This window comes from Rhizobium fabae, from assembly GCF_003985135.1.
In the GTDB taxonomy this organism is placed as follows: domain Bacteria; phylum Pseudomonadota; class Alphaproteobacteria; order Rhizobiales; family Rhizobiaceae; genus Rhizobium; species Rhizobium pisi.
In genome coordinates this window covers 199,342-217,332 of sequence record NZ_ML133645.1, presented here as the reverse complement: position 1 = coordinate 217,332, position 17,991 = coordinate 199,342, and the positions used below count along the sequence as shown (strand labels likewise).

Here is a 17,991-nt window from a genome sequence, read left to right as displayed (position 1 = left end):
TCGCGGCGCGCAAATACGAGCTCAGACGCGCTCCACAAATCCGTCCAGTACCCGCTTCTGTCCAGCCCGGTCGAACTCGATCGTCAGCTTATTGCCTTCGATGCCGGTGATGTTGCCGTTGCCGAATTTCAGGTGGAACACGCGGTCGCCGAGGGTGAAACGCGACGGTTCCGACGAGGTGGATTTCGCCACCAGCTCGCCGTCGATCGTGCGCCCTTTCGGGCCGCTTTCGCCATAGCCGATGCGTTCGACGGCGTGGCCGGAGCGGGTGCCCCAGTTGTCGCGGGTGGCGTCTGATTTGTTCGCCTGGGCGCGTTTCCAGCCAGGGGTGGAGTAGGAATTGGCGAAGGGTTCGGCCTTGTCGAAGCGCGACTGGCCGTAGCCGCCGCGGCCGTAACCGCCGTAGCTCTGCTCCATCTCGGCGACCTCGACATGGGTTTCCGGCAGTTCGTCGAGGAAGCGCGAGGGCAGGGTCGATTGCCAGAGCCCGTGGATGCGGCGGTTGGAGACGAACCAGATGTGGCAGCGATGCTTGGCGCGGGTGATGCCGACATAGGCGAGGCGGCGTTCTTCCTCCAGGCCGGCGCGGCCGCTTTCGTCAAGCGAGCGCTGGTGCGGGAAGAGCCCTTCTTCCCAGCCGGGCAGGAAGACGGTGTCGAACTCCAGGCCCTTGGCCGAATGCAGCGTCATGATCGAGACGGCGTCGAGGTTCTCGTTGGTTTCTGCGTCCATGACGAGCGAGACGTGCTCGAGGAAGCCGCGCATCGACTCGAAGCTTTCCATCGAGCGGATGAGTTCCTTCAAGTTTTCGAGGCGGCCCGGCGCTTCGGCGCTCTTGTCGTTTTTCCACATGTCAGTATAGCCGGACTCTTCGAGGATCTGCTCGGCAAGTTCGGTATGCGGTGTGTTTTCAAGCAGTTCCTGCCATCGGCGGAAAGATTGAATCACGTCGAAGAGGGCTTTTCGCGCCTTCGGCTTCAGCTCGTCCGTCTCGATGATATCAGCGGCTGCCGCAAGCATCGGAATGTCGCGGGCGCGCGCATAATCATGCAGCGCGCGCACCGTCGTATCGCCGAGGCCGCGCTTCGGTGTGTTGATGATGCGCTCGAAGGCGAGGTCGTCGGCCGGTTGCGCGACCAGGCGGAAATAGGCCATGGCATCGCGGATTTCGAGGCGCTCGTAGAAGCGCGGGCCGCCGATGACGCGGTAGTTCAGGCCGAGGGTGACGAAGCGGTCTTCGAATTCACGCATCTGGAAGGAGGCGCGCACGAGGATCGCCATGTCGTTCAAGAGATGCTTCTGGCGCTGGAGCTGCTCGATCTCCTCGCCGATGGCGCGGGCTTCCTCCTCCGAATCCCAGGAGGCGTGGACCTGCACCTTGACGTCGTCAGGATCGGAACGATCGGTGAAGAGCGTCTTGCCGAGGCGGCCTTCATTGTGGGTGATGAGATGGGCGGCTGCACCGAGGATATGGGCCGTCGAACGGTAATTGCGCTCCAGCTTGATGACCTTGGCGCCGGGGAAATCCTTTTCGAAGCGCAGGATGTTGTCGACCTCGGCGCCGCGCCAGCCATAGATCGACTGGTCGTCGTCGCCGACGCAGCAGACGTTCTGCGGCTCGCCCTTGGGGCGCTGGGCGAGGAGCCGCAGCCACATATACTGGGCGGTGTTGGTGTCCTGGTACTCGTCGACGAGGATGTAGCGGAAGCGGCCGTGATATTCCTTCAGGAGATCCGGGTTCTTGCGGAAGATCGCGATCGGATGCATCAAGAGGTCGCCGAAATCGCAGGCGTTCAGCGTCGAGAGGCGCGCCTGATAGGCGAAATAGAGGTCGCGGCCCCGGCCATTGGCAAAGGCGCGGGCATCGCCCTCGGGGATATCGGCGGGGCCGAGGCCCTTGTTCTTCCAGGTGTCGATCATGCCGGCGAACTGCTTGGCCGGCCAGCGCTTGTCGTCGAGTCCCTCGGCCTGGATCAGCTGCTTGATCAGTCGGACGACGTCGTCGGTATCGAGAATGGTGAAATCGGAGCTCAGGCCGACGAGTTCGGCGTGGCGGCGCAGAAGCTTGACGCCGATCGAGTGGAAGGTGCCGAGCCAGGGCATGCCTTCGACGGCGCCGCCGACGAGCAGCGCGATGCGCTCCTTCATCTCGCGGGCGGCCTTGTTGGTGAAGGTGACGGCGAGGATCTGTGAGGGGAAGGCGCGGCCTGTGTTGAGGATATGGGCGATGCGGGTCGTCAGCACGCGCGTCTTGCCGGTGCCGGCGCCGGCGAGCACGAGCACCGGGCCTTCCAGCGTTTCGACGGCTTCCGTCTGCTCGGGGTTCAGCCCGGCGAGATAATCCGGCCGCTTGCCGCCGTCGCGGGCGGCCATGGCGCGAGCGGCGATGCCGCCACCAGCGGCGGGTACCCTTCCGGCGGGTGCCTGAGGGGATTGCTGCTTGCGCGGCGCCTCGCCCGGCTCTTCGTCGAAGAAGGGAATATCGTCGAAACTATTGCTCATGGCGCGTAATGTAGTGATTCGGGAAGGAAAGACCAGAAAAGATGTTCTGCTTTCATTCCTGAACCGGCGCTATCCAGCGGCTATTGCTCAGGCAGCCTGCTGCGGGGTTAGCGCGAGGCCGAGCGAGACAACGGCAAAGAGCGGCGGCAGCGCGAAGCACCAGGTTCCCACGATAGTATAAAGCAGGGCGGCCAGGCCGCAGCCGAGCGCGAAGGCGGAAACCGCGATCACCATGCGGCCGAGGCGTCCGCGCAGGGTCTTGCCCGTGTCTCCGTCCGCGCCGTTGGCGAGGTCGGCGAGATCGATCATGATCTGTGTCGTGGTGCCGGTCATCAGCGTCGACGGCGGGGCCTGCGGCAGGTGGATGCGGTGGGCGGCGTTCTGGATCGCCATGGCGACGACCAGCAGCATGCCGGTGAAGACGAGCGGAAAGCCGTCCGGATTGGTGAAGGGTGCAAGAGCGATGGCGCAGGCGCCCCCGACGATCAGGAAAACCAGTTTGAAGGCCAGCAAGATCTTCAGGCTGCGCTGATCCGGCACCTCGAAGCGCCGGTTGACGTAACGCAGCACGAGGACCGTCAGGCAGAAGACTGGCAGCGCCAGCAGCTTGGCGATGATACCAGACGTGCCGTGGGCAAGGGCCGCGCCGAGCGTCACGAAATTGCCGGTGACATGGGCAGGGAAGAGGCCGCCGAGGGCGAGGAAACCTGCTGTATCGACATAACCGCCGGTCAGGCTCAGCAGGACGGGAAGGGCTGGGCGCATCGTCGTGTCCGTTTCGCGAGGGCAGGGATCGGTTCGGATTACTTTGCCGCGACGGTGTGGATTTCGGCAATATAGCCGCCGGGGAATTCCACCATCGCCGCCCTGCGATCGCCCGACTGGTAGGGTTCGACGAGGATCTGGGCGCCGCTCTCCTTCGCCTTGTCAAGCGTCGCATTGAGATCTGAAGTCTCGTAGCCGGTCGTGTCTCGGCCATAGGGGAAGGGCAGGTGGCCGTCGGTGACGAGCACGGTCATGCGGCCGAAGACGGATTCGATGCGCAGGCGATGGAAGGTCTCGTCCGGCCGGCCGATCTCGATGCCTGGTGCCTTCGGATCGTCGGAGACCACCTTGCCATGGGAGAAGGCGATGAAATCATGGGTGAAGGCGGCGACACGCTCAGCCGAGACATAGATCCGGTTTTCCGGGATCGTCGTCAAAGCCGGATAATTGGCCGCCGTCGTGTGCCAATAGAGCTGCATGTTGACGCCGCCCGGCCACTGGATGACGGCGTCGCGGCCGATCGGATCCTGGAAAGGCGCAACGATGATGTCGGCGCCGGCCGACTTTGCCGCAGCGACCGCCTTGTCGAGATCGGTAACGAGATAGCCTGATCGTTCAGCGCCGAAGGGATAGGGGATCGGCGTCTTGAAGCCGAAGAGCGAGACGGCGCCGACCGGCGTCCGCAAGAGTTGCGAGGTGGTGCTGCTCGGTGTCGGCGTGACCGTTGCCGTCACCTGCTTGGTGCTGGCGCCGCCGAAGGTGGCGAGGAAACTCTTGACGAAGGCGTCCACGTCGCCGGGCGCGACATAGACATGGGTCGTGTCATATTGCGCGCCGACGCCGAATTGCGGGGTGACGGCGAGAGCAGGAGAAGCGGCCAGACCGAGAAGAGCAACAAGGGTTAGCGGCAGGCGAGGCATGCGAGATCTCCTTTGACACGGGTGCCCAGCGCATAGCCGCGAAAACCGGAATCGATTCTCGGAAAGGATTCTGCGCAGTGCCAGGGCGTCCTTAGCGCGTCTTTCTCTTTTTGGCGACCGTCGTCAGGGTCGTCGAGGCGGCGAAAGCAGGATGAAAATTCCAATGGCTGGGGTGTCGGGATCGGGGCGGCGGGAACGTCCTTGGAGCATCGGACAGCGGTCCGGATCAATGCCCGTCAACAAGGAGACTGTTTCATGCCGAAGGTCGTTTCAAATCTCTGGTTTGCGGAGGAAGCCCGCGAAGCCGTCGAATTCTACGTGTCCGTCATCCCCGATTCCAGGATCGGCCGCACCACCATCCTGCCGGCGGAAACGCCGAGCGGGCCTCCCGGCAGCGTCGAGCTGATCGAGTTCACCCTCGGCGACCAGGCCTTCCTGGCGATGAAGGCCGGTCCGCTCGACAGCTTCAACCATTCCTTCTCAATCGCCATTCTCCTGGAAAGCCAGGCCGAGATCGATCGGATATGGGATGCCTTCCTTGCCAATGGCGGCACGCCCGAGGCCTGCGGTTGGCTTAGGGATCGCTGGGGTCTTTCCTGGCAGATCGTGCCGCGCGCACTCTCTGAAATGATCGCCGGCGACGATCGCGAGCGGGCAAAGCGCGTAACCGAGGTGATGCTCGGCATGGTCAAGATCGATGTTGCCGCATTGGAGAAGGCGTTCAACGGCTGAGAGGCGGCGGCAGAGAATCAGAATAGCGGGCGCATGATCGTCATGCGCCCGCTTCCTAATAGAATATCCCCAATTTCAGGGTGCCGCATGGCCTCGCACATCGCTGCCGGCCCGGTCGAGGCGGCCTTACAGGCTGCCGATCGCTGATTTTTCGAATTCTCGAATCACGGGCGACATTGCACACCTTTTCGATCTTCTTGTCACGTCGTGAAATGTGCTGATACCGCGACTACGCCTTTCTCAACTATACTGATCAACAGTTTCGTAGAGTAAATAAAGAACCGGTGGATGCACAATTTCGTGCATTGCTAGAAACGGCCGGTGAGCGTGGAATATACTAACGAAACTATTGATTCTCAGGAACGTCGTGGCCATCTCGATGGTTATAGGGACACCTGAAGCCTGTGGCATAACCTTGATGGAGGGCCCATGCTGAGCGAATCCGTATTCGATGCGTTCACCCGCAGTTATGAAGCGCGCCGCGAGGCCGACATGTCGGTCGCGGAATATCTCGATCTCTGCAAGAAAGAACCGATCGCCTACGCCAATGCGACCGAGCGTCTGCTCGCCGCGATCGGCGAGCCGCAAATGGTCGACACCGCCAAGGACGCGCGCCTCGGGCGGATCTTCATGAACAGGACCATCCGGATCTATCCGGCCTTTGCCGGCTTCCACGGCATGGAAGAGACGATCGAACGCATCGTTTCCTTCTTCCGCCACGCCGCGCAGGGGCTCGAGGAGCGCAAGCAGATCCTCTATCTCCTCGGCCCGGTCGGCGGCGGCAAGTCGTCGCTGGCGGAGCGGCTGAAGCTTTTGATGGAAATCCATCCGATCTATGTGCTGAAAGCGGGCGACGAGATCAGCCCCGTTTTCGAAAGCCCGCTCAATCTCTTCGACCCGGAAACCATGGGGTCGCTTCTCCAGGAGCAATACGGCATTCCGCTGCGGCGCCTGAACGGGCTGATGAGCCCGTGGTGCCTGAAGCGGCTCGATGATTTCGGCGGCGATATTTCCCGCTTCCGCGTCGTCAGGATACAGCCGTCGCGGCTGCGCCAGATCGCGATTGCCAAGACCGAGCCCGGAGACGAGAACAACCAGGATATCTCCTCGCTGGTCGGCAAGGTCGATATTCGGAAGCTGGAGACGTATTCGCAGAACGATCCCGATGCCTACAGCTATTCGGGAGGTCTCAACCGCGCCAACCAGGGCATCCTCGAATTCGTCGAGATGTTCAAGGCGCCGATCAAGATGCTGCATCCGCTGCTGACGTCGACGCAGGAAGGCAACTATATCGGCACCGAGAATATCGGCGCCATACCCTTCTCCGGCATCGTCCTTGCGCATTCGAACGAGGCGGAATGGCAGACCTTCAAGGCCAACAAGAACAACGAGGCCTTCATCGACCGTATCTGCGTGATCAAGGTGCCTTACTGCCTGCGCGTGACGGAAGAGCAGAAGATCTACGAAAAGCTGATCGAGGGATCGGAACTCGCGGACGCGCCATGTGCGCCGGCGACGCTTGAAATGCTCGCCCGCTTCTCCGTGCTTTCACGCCTGCGCAAACACGAGAATTCGACCTTCTTCTCGAAGATGCGCACCTATGACGGCGAGAGCCTGAAGGAGACGGATCCGCGCGCCCGCAGCGTCCAGGAATATCGGGATGCGGCCGGCATCGATGAGGGCATGGACGGCATATCGACGCGCTTCGCCTTCAAGGTGCTCGCCTCTACCTTCAACCACGACACCACCGACATCGGCGCCGATCCGGTTCATCTGATGTATGTGCTGGAGCAATCGATCCGCCGCGAGCAGTTTTCCGACGACGTCGAGAAGCGCTATCTGGAATTCATCAAGGCCGATCTTGCGCCGCGTTACGCAGAGTTCATTGGCAATGAAATCCAGAAGGCTTATCTTGAATCCTACGCGGACTACGGACAGAACCTGTTCGACCGCTATGTGGATTATGCCGATGCCTGGATCGAGGACGTGGACTTCAAGGATCCCGATACCGGCCAGCTTCTCGATCGCGAGCTCCTCAACCAGGAACTGACGAAGATCGAAAAGCCGGCGGGGATCGCCAATCCGAAGGATTTCCGCAACGAGATCGTCAAGTTCTGCTTGAGATCGCGGGCAGCCAACGGCGGAAAGAACCCGTCATGGACGAGTTACGAGAAAATCCGGGAGGTCATCGAAAAGCGAATGTTCTCGCAGGTCGAGGATCTTTTGCCGGTCATTTCCTTCGGATCGAAGAAAGATTCCGAAACGGAAAAGAAGCACAGCGAATTCGTCTCGCGCATGGCCGCGCGGGGTTACACCGAGAGGCAGGTTCGACGCCTTGTGGAATGGTACATGCGCGTCAAACAGGCAAGCTAATGCGGAGCCATTATGCACATTGTCGACCGGCGGCTAAATCCGCGCGGTAAAAGTCTGGAAAATCGGCAGCGGTTCCTTCGACGCATGAAGGGCGCCGTGCAGCAGGCGGTAAAACGTTCTCTGCAAAACCGTAACATCCGTGATGTGCTCGACGGCGGGGAAATCAGCCTGCCGATCGATGGAATGGCCGAACCGAGCTTGCGTAGGGGCGACGGCGGCATCCGCGATCATATCCTGCCTGGAAACAGGGCCTTCGTCGAAGGCGACATTCTTCCGCGCCCGCCCGGCAGCCGAGGCGGAAAACCCAAGGATGCGGGCGAAGGCGACGGCGAGGACGGCTTCCGTTTCGTGCTGACGCGCGAGGAATTCCTCGATGTGTTCCTGGACGATCTGGAACTGCCCGACCTTGCCAAGCGGCGCCTGGCAGAAACCGAGGAGGAAACGCCCTTCCGGGCCGGCTATTCCGTGTCGGGATCGCCGGCCAACATCGCCGTCGGTCGCACGACCAGGCTCGCGATGATGCGCCGTGTCGCGCTTCATCGTCCGCGCCGCGAAGAAATCGAAGCCCTGCAACGGCAGATCGAGGAATGCGAGGACGACGAGAGCCGCCTGGCGCTTGAGGCAAAACTCAAATCCCTGACGGAAAAAAGCCGGCGCATTCCCTATATCGATCCGCTCGATGTCCGGTATCGCCGTTTCGAAAACGAGCCGAAGCCAGTGGCAAAGGCGGTGATGTTCTGCCTCATGGACGTCTCCGGCTCCATGTCGGAACATATGAAGGACCTCGCCAAGCGGTTCTACCTGCTGCTCTACCTCTTCCTGTCGAGGCGCTACAAGAAAGTGGAGATCGTCTTCATCCGCCATACCGACAGGGCCGAGGAGGTCGATGAGGAAACCTTTTTCTACGGTCCGGCGACGGGCGGCACGCTGGTCTCCAGTGCGCTGGCGGCAATGCGGGCGATCATCGCGGCGCGTTTCGATCCGGCGGAGTGGAACATCTACGGCGCCCAGGCCTCGGACGGCGACAACGCCCATTCGGACGGAAACCTGACCGGCCATCTGCTGCAGGAAATTTTGCCGCTCTGCCAGTATTTCGCCTATATCGAAGTTGGCGAAGAGGGCGGCGACTCCTCGATATCCCGGTCGCCTCTCTGGCTGCTCTATGAGGGGATCCGGTCCGATCTCCTGCCGCTCTCGATGCGCAAGGTCTGCCGGCGAGGCGAGATATTCCCCGTCTTCCACGATCTCTTCCAGAAACGTGACGCACAGTCGAGGGTGACGCCATGACAACCACGCTGAGGCCGAAAGAACTGCGTCTGTTCGAAGGTGCCGACTGGGACTTTTCAACGCTGCAGCGCATCCACGATGCCTGCGAGGAAATCGCGCTCGGCGAACTCGGCCTCGATGTCTACCCGAACCAGATCGAAGTGATCACGTCGGAGCAGATGCTAGATGCCTATTCATCGACCGGCATGCCGCTCTTCTACCGCCATTGGTCCTTCGGCAAGCACTTCGCCCATCACGAAACCTTCTACCGCCGCGGTATGCGCGACCTTGCCTACGAGATCGTCATCAACAGCTCGCCCTGCATCTCCTATCTGATGGAGGAAAACACGGCGACGATGCAGACGCTCGTCATCGCGCACGCCGCCTTCGGCCATAACCACTTCTTCAAGAACAACTATCTCTTCAAGCTCTGGACCGATGCGGAGGGCATCCTCGATTATCTCGATTTCGCCAAGGGCTATATCTCCCGCTGCGAGGAACGTTATGGCGAGGTGGCCGTGGAGCGCACGCTCGACGCGGCGCATGCGCTGATGTCGCACGGCGTGCATCGATATGCCGGCAAGAATACCCTCGACCTTCGCCAGGAGGAGAAGCGGCTGCAGGAGCGCCGCGCTCATGAGGAGCAGATGTTCAACGACCTGTGGCGCACGGTTCCCGTCGGCAAGACCAAGAAGGCGGGCGACTTAGGGCTTGAAAAGCGCCGCGCCGCCCTCGGTCTCCCACAGGACAACATCCTTTATTTCCTCGAGAAATCCGCGCCGCGGCTGCAGCCGTGGCAGCGCGAAATTCTTCGCATCGTCCGCCATGTCGCACAATATTTCCATCCTCAGCGGCAGACCAAGGTGATGAACGAGGGAACCGCCACTTACGTCCACTACCAGATCATGAACCGGCTTCACGCAAGCGGGCAGATCAGCGATGGAAACTTCCTCGAATTCCTGAAGTCGCATGCCAATGTCGTGTTCCAGCCGAACTACGACGACCGACGCTTCTCAGGCTTCAACCCCTATGCACTCGGTTTTGCAATGATGCAGGACATCGAGAGGATCGTTACGAAGCCGACGGAAGAGGACCGCGCGTGGTTTCCCGATATCGCAGGACGCGGCGACGCGATGGGCGTCCTGCGCGACATCTGGGCCAATTACCGGGACGAGAGTTTCATCAGCCAGTTCCTGAGCCCCAACCTTATCCGACAGTTGCGGCTGTTCCATCTCTATGACGATCCGGATCAGACCGAAGGGGTGCTGGTTTCGGCAATCCACAACGAGCGCGGCTATCTCCGCATCCGCCGCCAGCTCTCGCGCGAATACGATATCGGCTGGACAGATCCGGCAATCGACATCGTCGACGTCGACCTCGCCGGCGACCGCCGCCTGCTCTTGCAGCACATCGTCGTGAACGACTGCTATCTCCAGGAAGCCGACATGAAGCTCGTGCTGCAGCATCTTGCCGATCTCTGGGGCTACGACGTATTGCTCCAGGAAATCGACGGTTCCAACGTCGTGGCAAGAGAGCACACGGCGAGCCCGCGCAAGATCGTTCAGTGATCGGCTGAAATTTTCGCTGAGACGTCTCGCTTTTGATGGCTGCCAGTTGATGGTCACATCGCGATAGCTATCATGAATGTAACGATGGGACCGTAGACGTTCCGTCCGTTTCATTTTGGAGGAGACGCAGATGGACCGGTTCACGGGCGGCTGTCTGTGCGGCAATGTCCGGATTGTGGCATCGGGGCGCCCGTACCGGGTCGGCATTTGTCATTGTCTTGATTGCCGCAAGCATCATGGCGCGCTTTTTCACGCTTCCGCGATATTCCCTCAGGATGCGGTGACGATCGAGGGCAAAACGCGCGATTATGCCGGGCGGTTTTTCTGTCCCCGATGCGGCTCGTCGGTTTTCTCTCGCTCCGCTGATGAAATCGAAGTGAACTTGGGATCCCTCGACGCGCCTGACCAACTGATGCCGACTTATGAACTTTGGACGGTTCGTCGCGAGTCCTGGCTGCCGCCGTTTCCGCTTGCCCGACGATACGACCACGATCGCGACGCCACGGGACGCTTCGAGGAATAGGCCCCCGCGATCGCTGCAACGGCGTCGCGAGGGAACCGAGGCGTATGGCCTTGCCGCCGCTACTTCAGAATGACAACGGCTTCGACTTCGAAGAGCATCGGGTCGATTGCCAGCTTCGGGACGGGAATGAGGGTCTGCGCCGGCAGCCTCTCGCCGAACATGTCCTTGACGTTTCTGGTCAGCACCTCAAGCTTGGACATGTCGTGATCGACCACGAAGACCGTGAGTTTGGCGACCTGATCCGGCTTCGCGCCGAGCGCATCGAGGGCCGCGTGCAAATTCGCGTAGGCCTGTTTCACCTGGACGGCGAAGTCGGGCGATAAGGCTCCGGTGCTGTCCTGGCCGCCCTGTCCGGAGATGTAGGCCAAGCGGGCTTCGCTGGGCACAATCACCGCCGTGCTGTAGCCGTTCGGCGTCGGGTCGTAGAGGTTTTGCGGATTGACGATGGTCAGCTTGAGATCATTCTCGCTCGCTGTCGCCGCATTGAAAACTCCCATGGTCATGATGATTAGCCCTCCGATGAGCAGATGCTTGATTGCGCGTGACATGATTTCCCCTTGGTTCTGAGGGCCGCGGGCAAGATACCCCCGCGGCTGCAGGATTGAAGTTAATCGTACACTGTACCATCAATTATCTCGTACGCCGTACGAGTCAACTGTTCGGGATCGACAATCCCCGTGTTGTCGGCTTAAATCGGCTCCGGATCGGCAGGGAAGATGGATGGCAGGCAAACGCAGCGGCGCTCAGAGCAAGCGGTCTCAACGGACACGGTCCGCCGAGCAGCCGCGCCATGATCCGGCTCTCTCCCTGGAACGGATCGTGGCGACCGCGGTGGAACTGCTGGACGCCCATGGTATCGATGGATTGACGATGCGCCGGCTCGCCGATCGCCTCGGGTCTGGCGCAATGAGCCTGTATTGGCACGTCGACAACAAGGAGCAAGTCTTCGATCTGGCGCTCGACTCGGTGCTCGAATATCGCGAGCCGCCTGAAATAGCTCCCTCTCAAGGCTGGCGCGGGGAAGTCGTTCATATGCTTCTGGACTGGCGCGCCGGCATGCTGCGCCATCCCTGGTCGGCATCGCTGCTGCCGCGCCGGGCGCTCGGGCCGAACATCCTCAGGCGCCTGGAAATGCTGAGCAGGACCTTGTCAGGAGCCGGCGTCGCCGACGCGGATTTGAACGTCGCGATATGGTCGCTCTGGAATTATGTGATCGGCGCTACCGTCACCCGGGCGAGCTTCGATCTCTCGGACGACGATATGGCCGCCGCGCAGCAGCGCCTTGCGCTCCTCAGCGAACACTACCCGACAATCGAACGCTCTCGTCTGCTGCTCGATGATGATTGGGATGGCGTTTTCAGGAAGGGTCTCGACTTCCTGCTCGATGGGCTCGCTCCGAAATATTGAACGCCGCAGCCAACGCTGCATGCCGCATCGACGCCCAGCAATTATCGGTAGCAACGAACACAAAGGCTTAGTAACCTAGCACCGCTGCAATCGCCCGCATGATTTCCATTCAAGCAGGTTCGGCCTTTGCAGTGATCTTTCCGGAGCGGATGGCGCGGGGGCGAAAGACCATGGATGAAACGCGGCGCAAGCTCACGACGATCTTCTGTGCTGACGTGCAGGATTACACACGGCTGATGGGCGCCGACGAGGAGGGGACGCTTGCGAGCCTGAAGCGTTGCCGGGAGGCGATGGGGCGCCTCATCGAAAGCCATGGCGGCCGTGTCATCAACACCTGGGGCGATGGGCTGATCGCCGATTTCCCAAGCGTCGTCGAGGCGGTGCGCGCGGCTGTCGATACGCAGAACGAACTGGCCGGCTTCAACGCCAGCCGCCCGAGCGACGGGCGCATGCTTTTCCGCATCGGCATCAATCTCGGCGACGTGATCGTCGAAGGCGACGACATTTATGGCGACGGCGTCAACATCGCCGCGCGGCTGCAGGCGTCGGCCACGGCCGGCGGTATCGTCATTTCGAGTACCGTCTACGACCAGGTTCGCAACAAGGTGGCTGTCGGTTTCGAGTTTCTCGGGCCGCTGGCGGTGAAGAACGTCGATGAGGGCGTGCCGAGCTATGCGGTGAGAATTGGCGATGCAAGCAACGACGTGCAGCCTGCAGAACGGTCCGCCGCGCGACCGCCGCGGCCGGCCGCCGTTATGACCGAACCGCAGCCGGTGCCGCAGAGGCGCAGATCGTTTGCCGTGCTCGGCGTCGTCTCCGCCGCGCTCATCGGCATCAATCTCCTGACGTGGGACGGCGTTTTCTGGGCGCACTTTCCGGTGCTTGCCTTCGCTGTCATTGCAGCGCTTGCCTGGAATCGTTCCCAGACGCGTTTCGATCGCAGGTTGGCCGCGCTCACGATCCTGGCGCTCGGCTTCATCTGCATCAACCTCTTCACCTGGAGCGGCACGTTCTGGGCGGTGTGGCCGATACTGGGGGTGGCCGCGGTGAGCGGCCTGCGCTGGTCGATGCGCCGATAGATTTCCGCACGATATTCGCCGATAAACCGGCGGCGTCGAAGACGTTTGCGCGGTTCGATCAAGCAAAAGTGAGCGGCCGGGTTATTTCCATTCTTCGCTGATATTACAAATCGGTAATGCGGGTGCTTATGCTTGCCGCTAAGCTGCAAAAGCGCGATATTGTCGCACCCGGTGGATAACCTGGTCCCGCAGCGCCTCTTTCGACCGACCCTGGTCCAACCTCGAGTCCCTCCGGAGACGTGAATGGCTTTTTGGAAGCAGCTTGCACTTTCGCTCATCGTCATCATTGCCGGTTTTTCCGCGTGGGTTTTCTTTGCGCCTGACGCAGGCGACACGATGCGCAATGCCGGCATTCCCGATAGTCTCGTTTCCAAGATTGCGCCGAAAGCCAAGGAGAATGCGGATGCCGGCGGTTCTCCGCGGGCCGAAGGGCAGCAGCAGGGACAGGGACAGAACCGCCGCAGCGGCGGCGGGCGCAGCAGCGCCATTCTGGTCGCGACGCAGGCGGTCGTCCAGGGCGTCGTCAACGACCGGCTGAACGCCATCGGCACGGGGGATGCGATCCGCTCGGTCGCGGTGACGCCGCAGGCAACGGGCACGATCCGCGAGATCCTGATTAAATCGGGCGACATGGTGAAGGCCGGCCAGGTGCTCGCCAAGCTCGACAGCGAGGAGCAGGTGATCGCCCGCGGCCAGGCAGACGTGGCGGTGAGGGCTGCCGTCGAGAAATCCAATCTCTATCACAACATCAAATCCAGCGTGTCGCGCATGGATGTCTTCGATTCCGAGATTGCCGAGCAGGGCGCGCGGCTGCAGCTGCAGGCCGCCGAACTCAATCTCGCGCGGCGCAACATCATAGCCCCGATCGACGGCATCGTCGGAATCGTGCCCGTCAATATCGGCGACAATGTCACGACGACGACGCAGATCGTCACGCTCGACGACCGTTCGGAAATCCTCGTCGACTTCTGGGTGCCGGAGCGTTTCGCCAATACGGTAAAGGTCGGCCAGCCGGTCGACGCCATGTCGGTCGCAAGGCCGGGGCAGATGTTTTCAGGCGCGGTCGAGGCCGTCGACAACCGCATCGACGCGGCAAGCCGCACGCTGCGCCTGCGCGCCCGGATCGACAATTCATCGGATGAGCTGCGCGCCGGCATGTCCTTCAACGTCAGCATGAAATTTCCCGGCGACAAATATCCGGCGGTCGACCCGCAATCCGTGCAATGGGATTCTCAAGGCTCCTTCGTCTGGCGGGTGACCGACGACAAGTCGCACAAGGTGCGGGTCAGCATCGTGCAGCGCAATCCCGATTTCGTGCTCGTCAACGCCGACCTCAAGGATGGCGACAAGATCGTGACGCAGGGCCTGCAGCGCGTGCGTGAGGGTGGGGCGGTTCGCGTTTCCGCCGATGTCGCCTCGAACGGCGAGGTGACGACCCAATGAGCGTGACCGAGATGCCTCAGGATAGGGCGTCGGGCAAGCAGAGCTTCACCGCGCTTTTCGTTCGCCGGCCGATCCTCGCCCTGGTGTTCAATACGCTGATGGTCGTCGCCGGCCTTGCGGCTTATATCGGCGTCGAAGTCCGCGAATTGCCGGATGTCGACCGTCCCGTCGTTACCGTGCGCACCACATTCGACGGGGCATCGCCGCAGACGATCGACCAGGAACTGACCAAGGTGATCGAAGGTGCGGTGGCGCGCGTCAGCGGGCTGAAGTCGATCTCGTCGACCTCTTCCTTCGGCCAGAGCCGGGTGACGCTGGAATTCTCCGATGCGATCGACCTCTCGGTCGCCGCCAACGATGTGCGCGATGCGATCGGCCGCATCACCCAGAACCTGCCCGATGAGGCGGATGCGCCGCAGATCGTCAAGGCGGATTCGGATTCTTCGGCGATCATGCGCCTTGCCGTCACCTCCACCAAGCTCAACATGGACGACCTGACGCAGCTCGTCGAGAACGAGGTGGTCGATCGGCTGGCTTCCGTCGACGGCGTCGCCGACGTCGAGGAATATGGCGACCAGGAGAAGGTTTTTCGCGTCGATGTCGACCAGGGCGCACTTGCAAGCCGCGGGCTCACCATCGGCGATCTGATCAAGGCGCTCGACAATGCGGCGCTTGATGTTCCGGCCGGCTCGCTGAAGAGCAATACGCAGGATATCGTCGTGCGCGCCACCGCCAACCTGCAGACACCGGCGGATTTTTCCAATGTCATGCTGCAGGACCGCGTCCGGCTCGGCGACGTTGCGACCGTGACGCTCGGGCCCCGTGACGGCGAGACGGCGCTGCGCTCGAACGGCAAGCCGGGCATCGGCCTCGGGATCATCCGCCAGGCGCAGTCGAATACGCTGAATATCTCGACCGGCATCAAGGCTGCCGTCGAGCAGCTGTCGAAGACGTTACCCGAGGGCACGACGATCGCGATCACCAGCGACGACGCCGTCTTCATCGATGGTGCGATCCATGAGGTAGTGCTGGCGCTGGTACTCGCCGCCGTCATCGTCACCGCCGTCATCTATCTCTTCCTGCGCGACTGGCGGGCGACGCTGATCCCGGCGGTCAGCATGCCGGTAGCGCTGATCGGCACCTTGGCTGCGATCTACATGGTCGGCTTCTCGATCAACATCCTGACGCTGCTCGCCATCGTGCTGGCGACCGGCCTTGTCGTCGACGACGCGATCGTGGTGCTCGAAAACATCGTGCGCCGGCGCGCGGAAGGCATGGGGCCGCGCGCGGCCGCCGTGCTCGGCACGCGCGAGGTGTTCTTCGCTGTCATCGCGACGACGGCGACGCTGGCGGCAGTCTTCATCCCGCTCTCTTTCCTGCCGGGGCAGGTCGGCGGCCTCTTCCGCGAATTCGGCTTCGTGCTCGCCTTCTCGGTCGGCCTGTCGTCGATCGTGGCGCTGACATTGTGCCCGGTGCTTGCCTCTCGCATGCTGACGAAGCCGATGATCGAGGATCACGGCGCGCTCGGCCGTGTCGGCGGCGCTTTCGCCAGCCTCTACAAATGGGCGCTGCACGGCTGCCTCAACGCGCCTTTCGTCGTCATCCTCTTCTCGGTGATGTTTGCCGGCGCGGCCCTCATCGCCTTCTCGACTGTCAAGAGCGAGCTGACGCCGGAGGAGGACCGGTCGATGGTGATGATGCGGCTGACGACGCCGCAGGGATCGAGCCTTGAATATACTCGCGACAAGATGCAGCTCCTCGAGGAATATCTGCAGCCACTCGTCGACAGCCGCGACATCCGCAACGTCTTCTCGATCTCCGGCCAGGGCGGTTCTTTGAATAGCGGTTTCATGGTGCTGACGCTTGCGCCCTGGGGAGAGCGCCACCGGACGCAGGCTGAGATTGTCGGCGACATCAACCAGGCGGCCGCGAGGGTGCCGGCGCTGCGCGGCAACGCCATCTCCTCCAACAGCCTGCGCATCCGCGGCGCCGGCAGCGGCGTGCAGATGGCGCTTGTTGGTAACGACCACGAGGCGCTGACGGCGGCTGCCGCCAAGCTGGTGCAGGCGCTCGACGCCACCGGCCGGTACGATACGCCGCGCCTGACCAACGAGCCTACCCAGGCGCAGGTGTCGGTTGCGATCGACCGCGAGCGCGCCTCGGATCTCGGCATCGACATCACCGGGCTTTCGACGGCGATCCAGTCGCTGCTCGAAGGGCGCTCGGTGGTCGACGTCTTCGTTGGCGGCGAATCCTATCCCGTGCTGCTGACTTCGACGACGCGGCCGATCGACGACCCGACCGACCTCGAAAACGTGTTCCTGAAGACCGGCGACGGCAAGATCGTGCCGATGTCTGTGATCGCGACGATGACGGAAGGGTCGGTCGCGCCGCAGCTGAACCGCGAGCAGCAGCTCGCCTCCGTCGCGATCACTGCCGGTCTCAAGAATGGGATGTCGCTCGGCGATGCCGTGAAACAGGTGACCTCGCTTGCCGAGCCGCTGCTGCCGCCGGGCTCACGCCTGGTGCCGCTTGCGGAAGCCGCGACGCTGGAAGAGAATTCGAACGGCATGGCGCTGACCTTCGGCTTCGCCATCGTCATCATCTTCCTGGTGCTCGCCGCGCAGTTCGAGAGTGTCTTGTCCTCGCTGATCATCATGTCGACGGTGCCGCTCGGCCTTGCCTGCGCCGTCTTTGCGCTTGTTATCACCGGATCGAGCCTCAACATCTACAGCCAGATCGGCCTGGTGCTGCTGGTCGGCGTCATGGCGAAGAACGGCATTCTGATCGTTGAATTCGCCAATCAGCTGCGCGACCGCGGCGAGGATGTGCGCTCTTCCATCGAGAAGGCCTGCGCGCTTCGCCTGCGCCCGGTGATGATGACGATGATCGCGACCATTCTTGGGGGTGTTCCCTTGGTCTTTGCGCATGGGGCCGGTGCGGAAGCGCGCGTGGCGCTCGGCTGGGTGATCGTCGGCGGTCTCGGCTTTGCGACGCTGGTGACGCTGTTCATCACGCCGGTCGCCTATCTCCTGCTTGCCCGCTTCGCCAAGCCGCATGCCCATGAGGAAGCGCGCCTGCACGAGGAGATGTCGATCGCCACGCGCCCGCGCGCGGCAGCCGGCAAAGAACAGCTTCAGGCGGCCGAATAAGGCTTTGCATCGATTTGAAAGAACGCCGCCGGATCTTTTCCGGCGGCGTTTCTCATGGTGTACGAAGTCTTGCGAAATAAACTAAATTAGCTCTGAAGATTAGCCGTTTTTTAAGCATAACCCGCAATGATTGTTACCAGCAACCGACGGGTCTTCTTCGTTTCCTGAAGGCCGATGCGCTGGGATTCCAGCGGCCCAGGACATGAGTGTCCGCGCGGCGCGGTTCATTTTTTGTGCAGTTTGCGTTTGTTGTGTTTTGGA

At 61.8% G+C, this 17,991-nt stretch carries 13 protein-coding genes; 9 read left to right on the top strand and 4 right to left on the bottom strand.

From position 1 onward, the window contains the following. Nucleotides 1-21: 21 nt before the first annotated feature. From EFB14_RS01145 to EFB14_RS01135, 3 genes are all read right to left on the bottom strand, one after another. Nucleotides 22-2,502, bottom strand: a complete 2,481-nt coding sequence (locus EFB14_RS01145) for an ATP-dependent helicase (protein WP_126821999.1) — start codon at nucleotides 2,500-2,502, stop codon at nucleotides 22-24. Nucleotides 2,503-2,589: 87 nt separating this feature from the next. After that, nucleotides 2,590-3,267, bottom strand: coding sequence for a YoaK family protein (locus EFB14_RS01140; RefSeq protein WP_126821997.1), 678 nt, complete (start codon nucleotides 3,265-3,267; stop codon nucleotides 2,590-2,592). A gap of 38 nt (nucleotides 3,268-3,305) precedes the next feature. Continuing rightward, entirely contained in the window at nucleotides 3,306-4,187 is an 882-nt protein-coding gene (locus EFB14_RS01135; protein WP_126821995.1) for a glyoxalase, read from the bottom strand. Between the two features lie 255 nt (nucleotides 4,188-4,442). Here EFB14_RS01135 and EFB14_RS01130 point away from each other — a divergent pair, with 255 nt between their 5' ends. From EFB14_RS01130 to EFB14_RS01110, 5 genes are all read left to right on the top strand, one after another. Then, the gene (locus EFB14_RS01130) at nucleotides 4,443-4,919 is read left to right on the top strand and encodes a VOC family protein (RefSeq protein ID WP_126821993.1); all 477 of its coding nucleotides are present in this window, start codon (nucleotides 4,443-4,445) and stop codon (nucleotides 4,917-4,919) included. Nucleotides 4,920-5,348: 429 nt separating this feature from the next. Next, nucleotides 5,349-7,292, top strand: a complete 1,944-nt coding sequence (locus tag EFB14_RS01125; protein WP_126821991.1) for a PrkA family serine protein kinase — start codon at nucleotides 5,349-5,351, stop codon at nucleotides 7,290-7,292. A gap of 12 nt (nucleotides 7,293-7,304) precedes the next feature. Then, complete coding sequence (locus tag EFB14_RS01120) at nucleotides 7,305-8,579, top strand: YeaH/YhbH family protein (protein ID WP_125843615.1); 1,275 nt, start codon at nucleotides 7,305-7,307, stop codon at nucleotides 8,577-8,579. Then, a complete protein-coding gene (locus tag EFB14_RS01115; RefSeq protein ID WP_126821989.1) occupies nucleotides 8,576-10,126 on the top strand; it encodes a SpoVR family protein in 1,551 nt (516 codons plus the stop codon). The genes EFB14_RS01120 and EFB14_RS01115 overlap by 4 nt, the downstream gene beginning before the upstream one ends. Nucleotides 10,127-10,256: 130 nt before the next feature. Beyond that, the gene (locus EFB14_RS01110) at nucleotides 10,257-10,649 is read left to right on the top strand and encodes a GFA family protein (protein ID WP_126821987.1); all 393 of its coding nucleotides are present in this window, start codon (nucleotides 10,257-10,259) and stop codon (nucleotides 10,647-10,649) included. A gap of 59 nt (nucleotides 10,650-10,708) precedes the next feature. Here EFB14_RS01110 and EFB14_RS01105 read toward each other — a convergent pair whose 3' ends face one another. Then, the gene (locus EFB14_RS01105) at nucleotides 10,709-11,197 is read right to left on the bottom strand and encodes a RidA family protein (protein WP_125843619.1); all 489 of its coding nucleotides are present in this window, start codon (nucleotides 11,195-11,197) and stop codon (nucleotides 10,709-10,711) included. A gap of 172 nt (nucleotides 11,198-11,369) precedes the next feature. Here EFB14_RS01105 and EFB14_RS01100 point away from each other — a divergent pair, with 172 nt between their 5' ends. From EFB14_RS01100 to EFB14_RS01085, 4 genes are all read left to right on the top strand, one after another. Beyond that, entirely contained in the window at nucleotides 11,370-12,056 is a 687-nt protein-coding gene (locus EFB14_RS01100) for a TetR/AcrR family transcriptional regulator (protein ID WP_126821985.1), read from the top strand. Nucleotides 12,057-12,226: 170 nt separating this feature from the next. After that, a complete protein-coding gene (locus tag EFB14_RS01095; protein ID WP_126821983.1) occupies nucleotides 12,227-13,135 on the top strand; it encodes an adenylate/guanylate cyclase domain-containing protein in 909 nt (302 codons plus the stop codon). A 243-nt stretch (nucleotides 13,136-13,378) separates the two neighbouring features. Next, nucleotides 13,379-14,578, top strand: coding sequence for an efflux RND transporter periplasmic adaptor subunit (locus EFB14_RS01090; protein WP_126821981.1), 1,200 nt, complete (start codon nucleotides 13,379-13,381; stop codon nucleotides 14,576-14,578). Further along, nucleotides 14,575-17,730 (top strand): efflux RND transporter permease subunit, encoded by a 3,156-nt coding sequence (locus EFB14_RS01085; protein ID WP_126821979.1) that lies wholly within the window; start codon nucleotides 14,575-14,577, stop codon nucleotides 17,728-17,730. The genes EFB14_RS01090 and EFB14_RS01085 overlap by 4 nt, the downstream gene beginning before the upstream one ends. Nucleotides 17,731-17,991 lie beyond the last annotated feature (261 nt).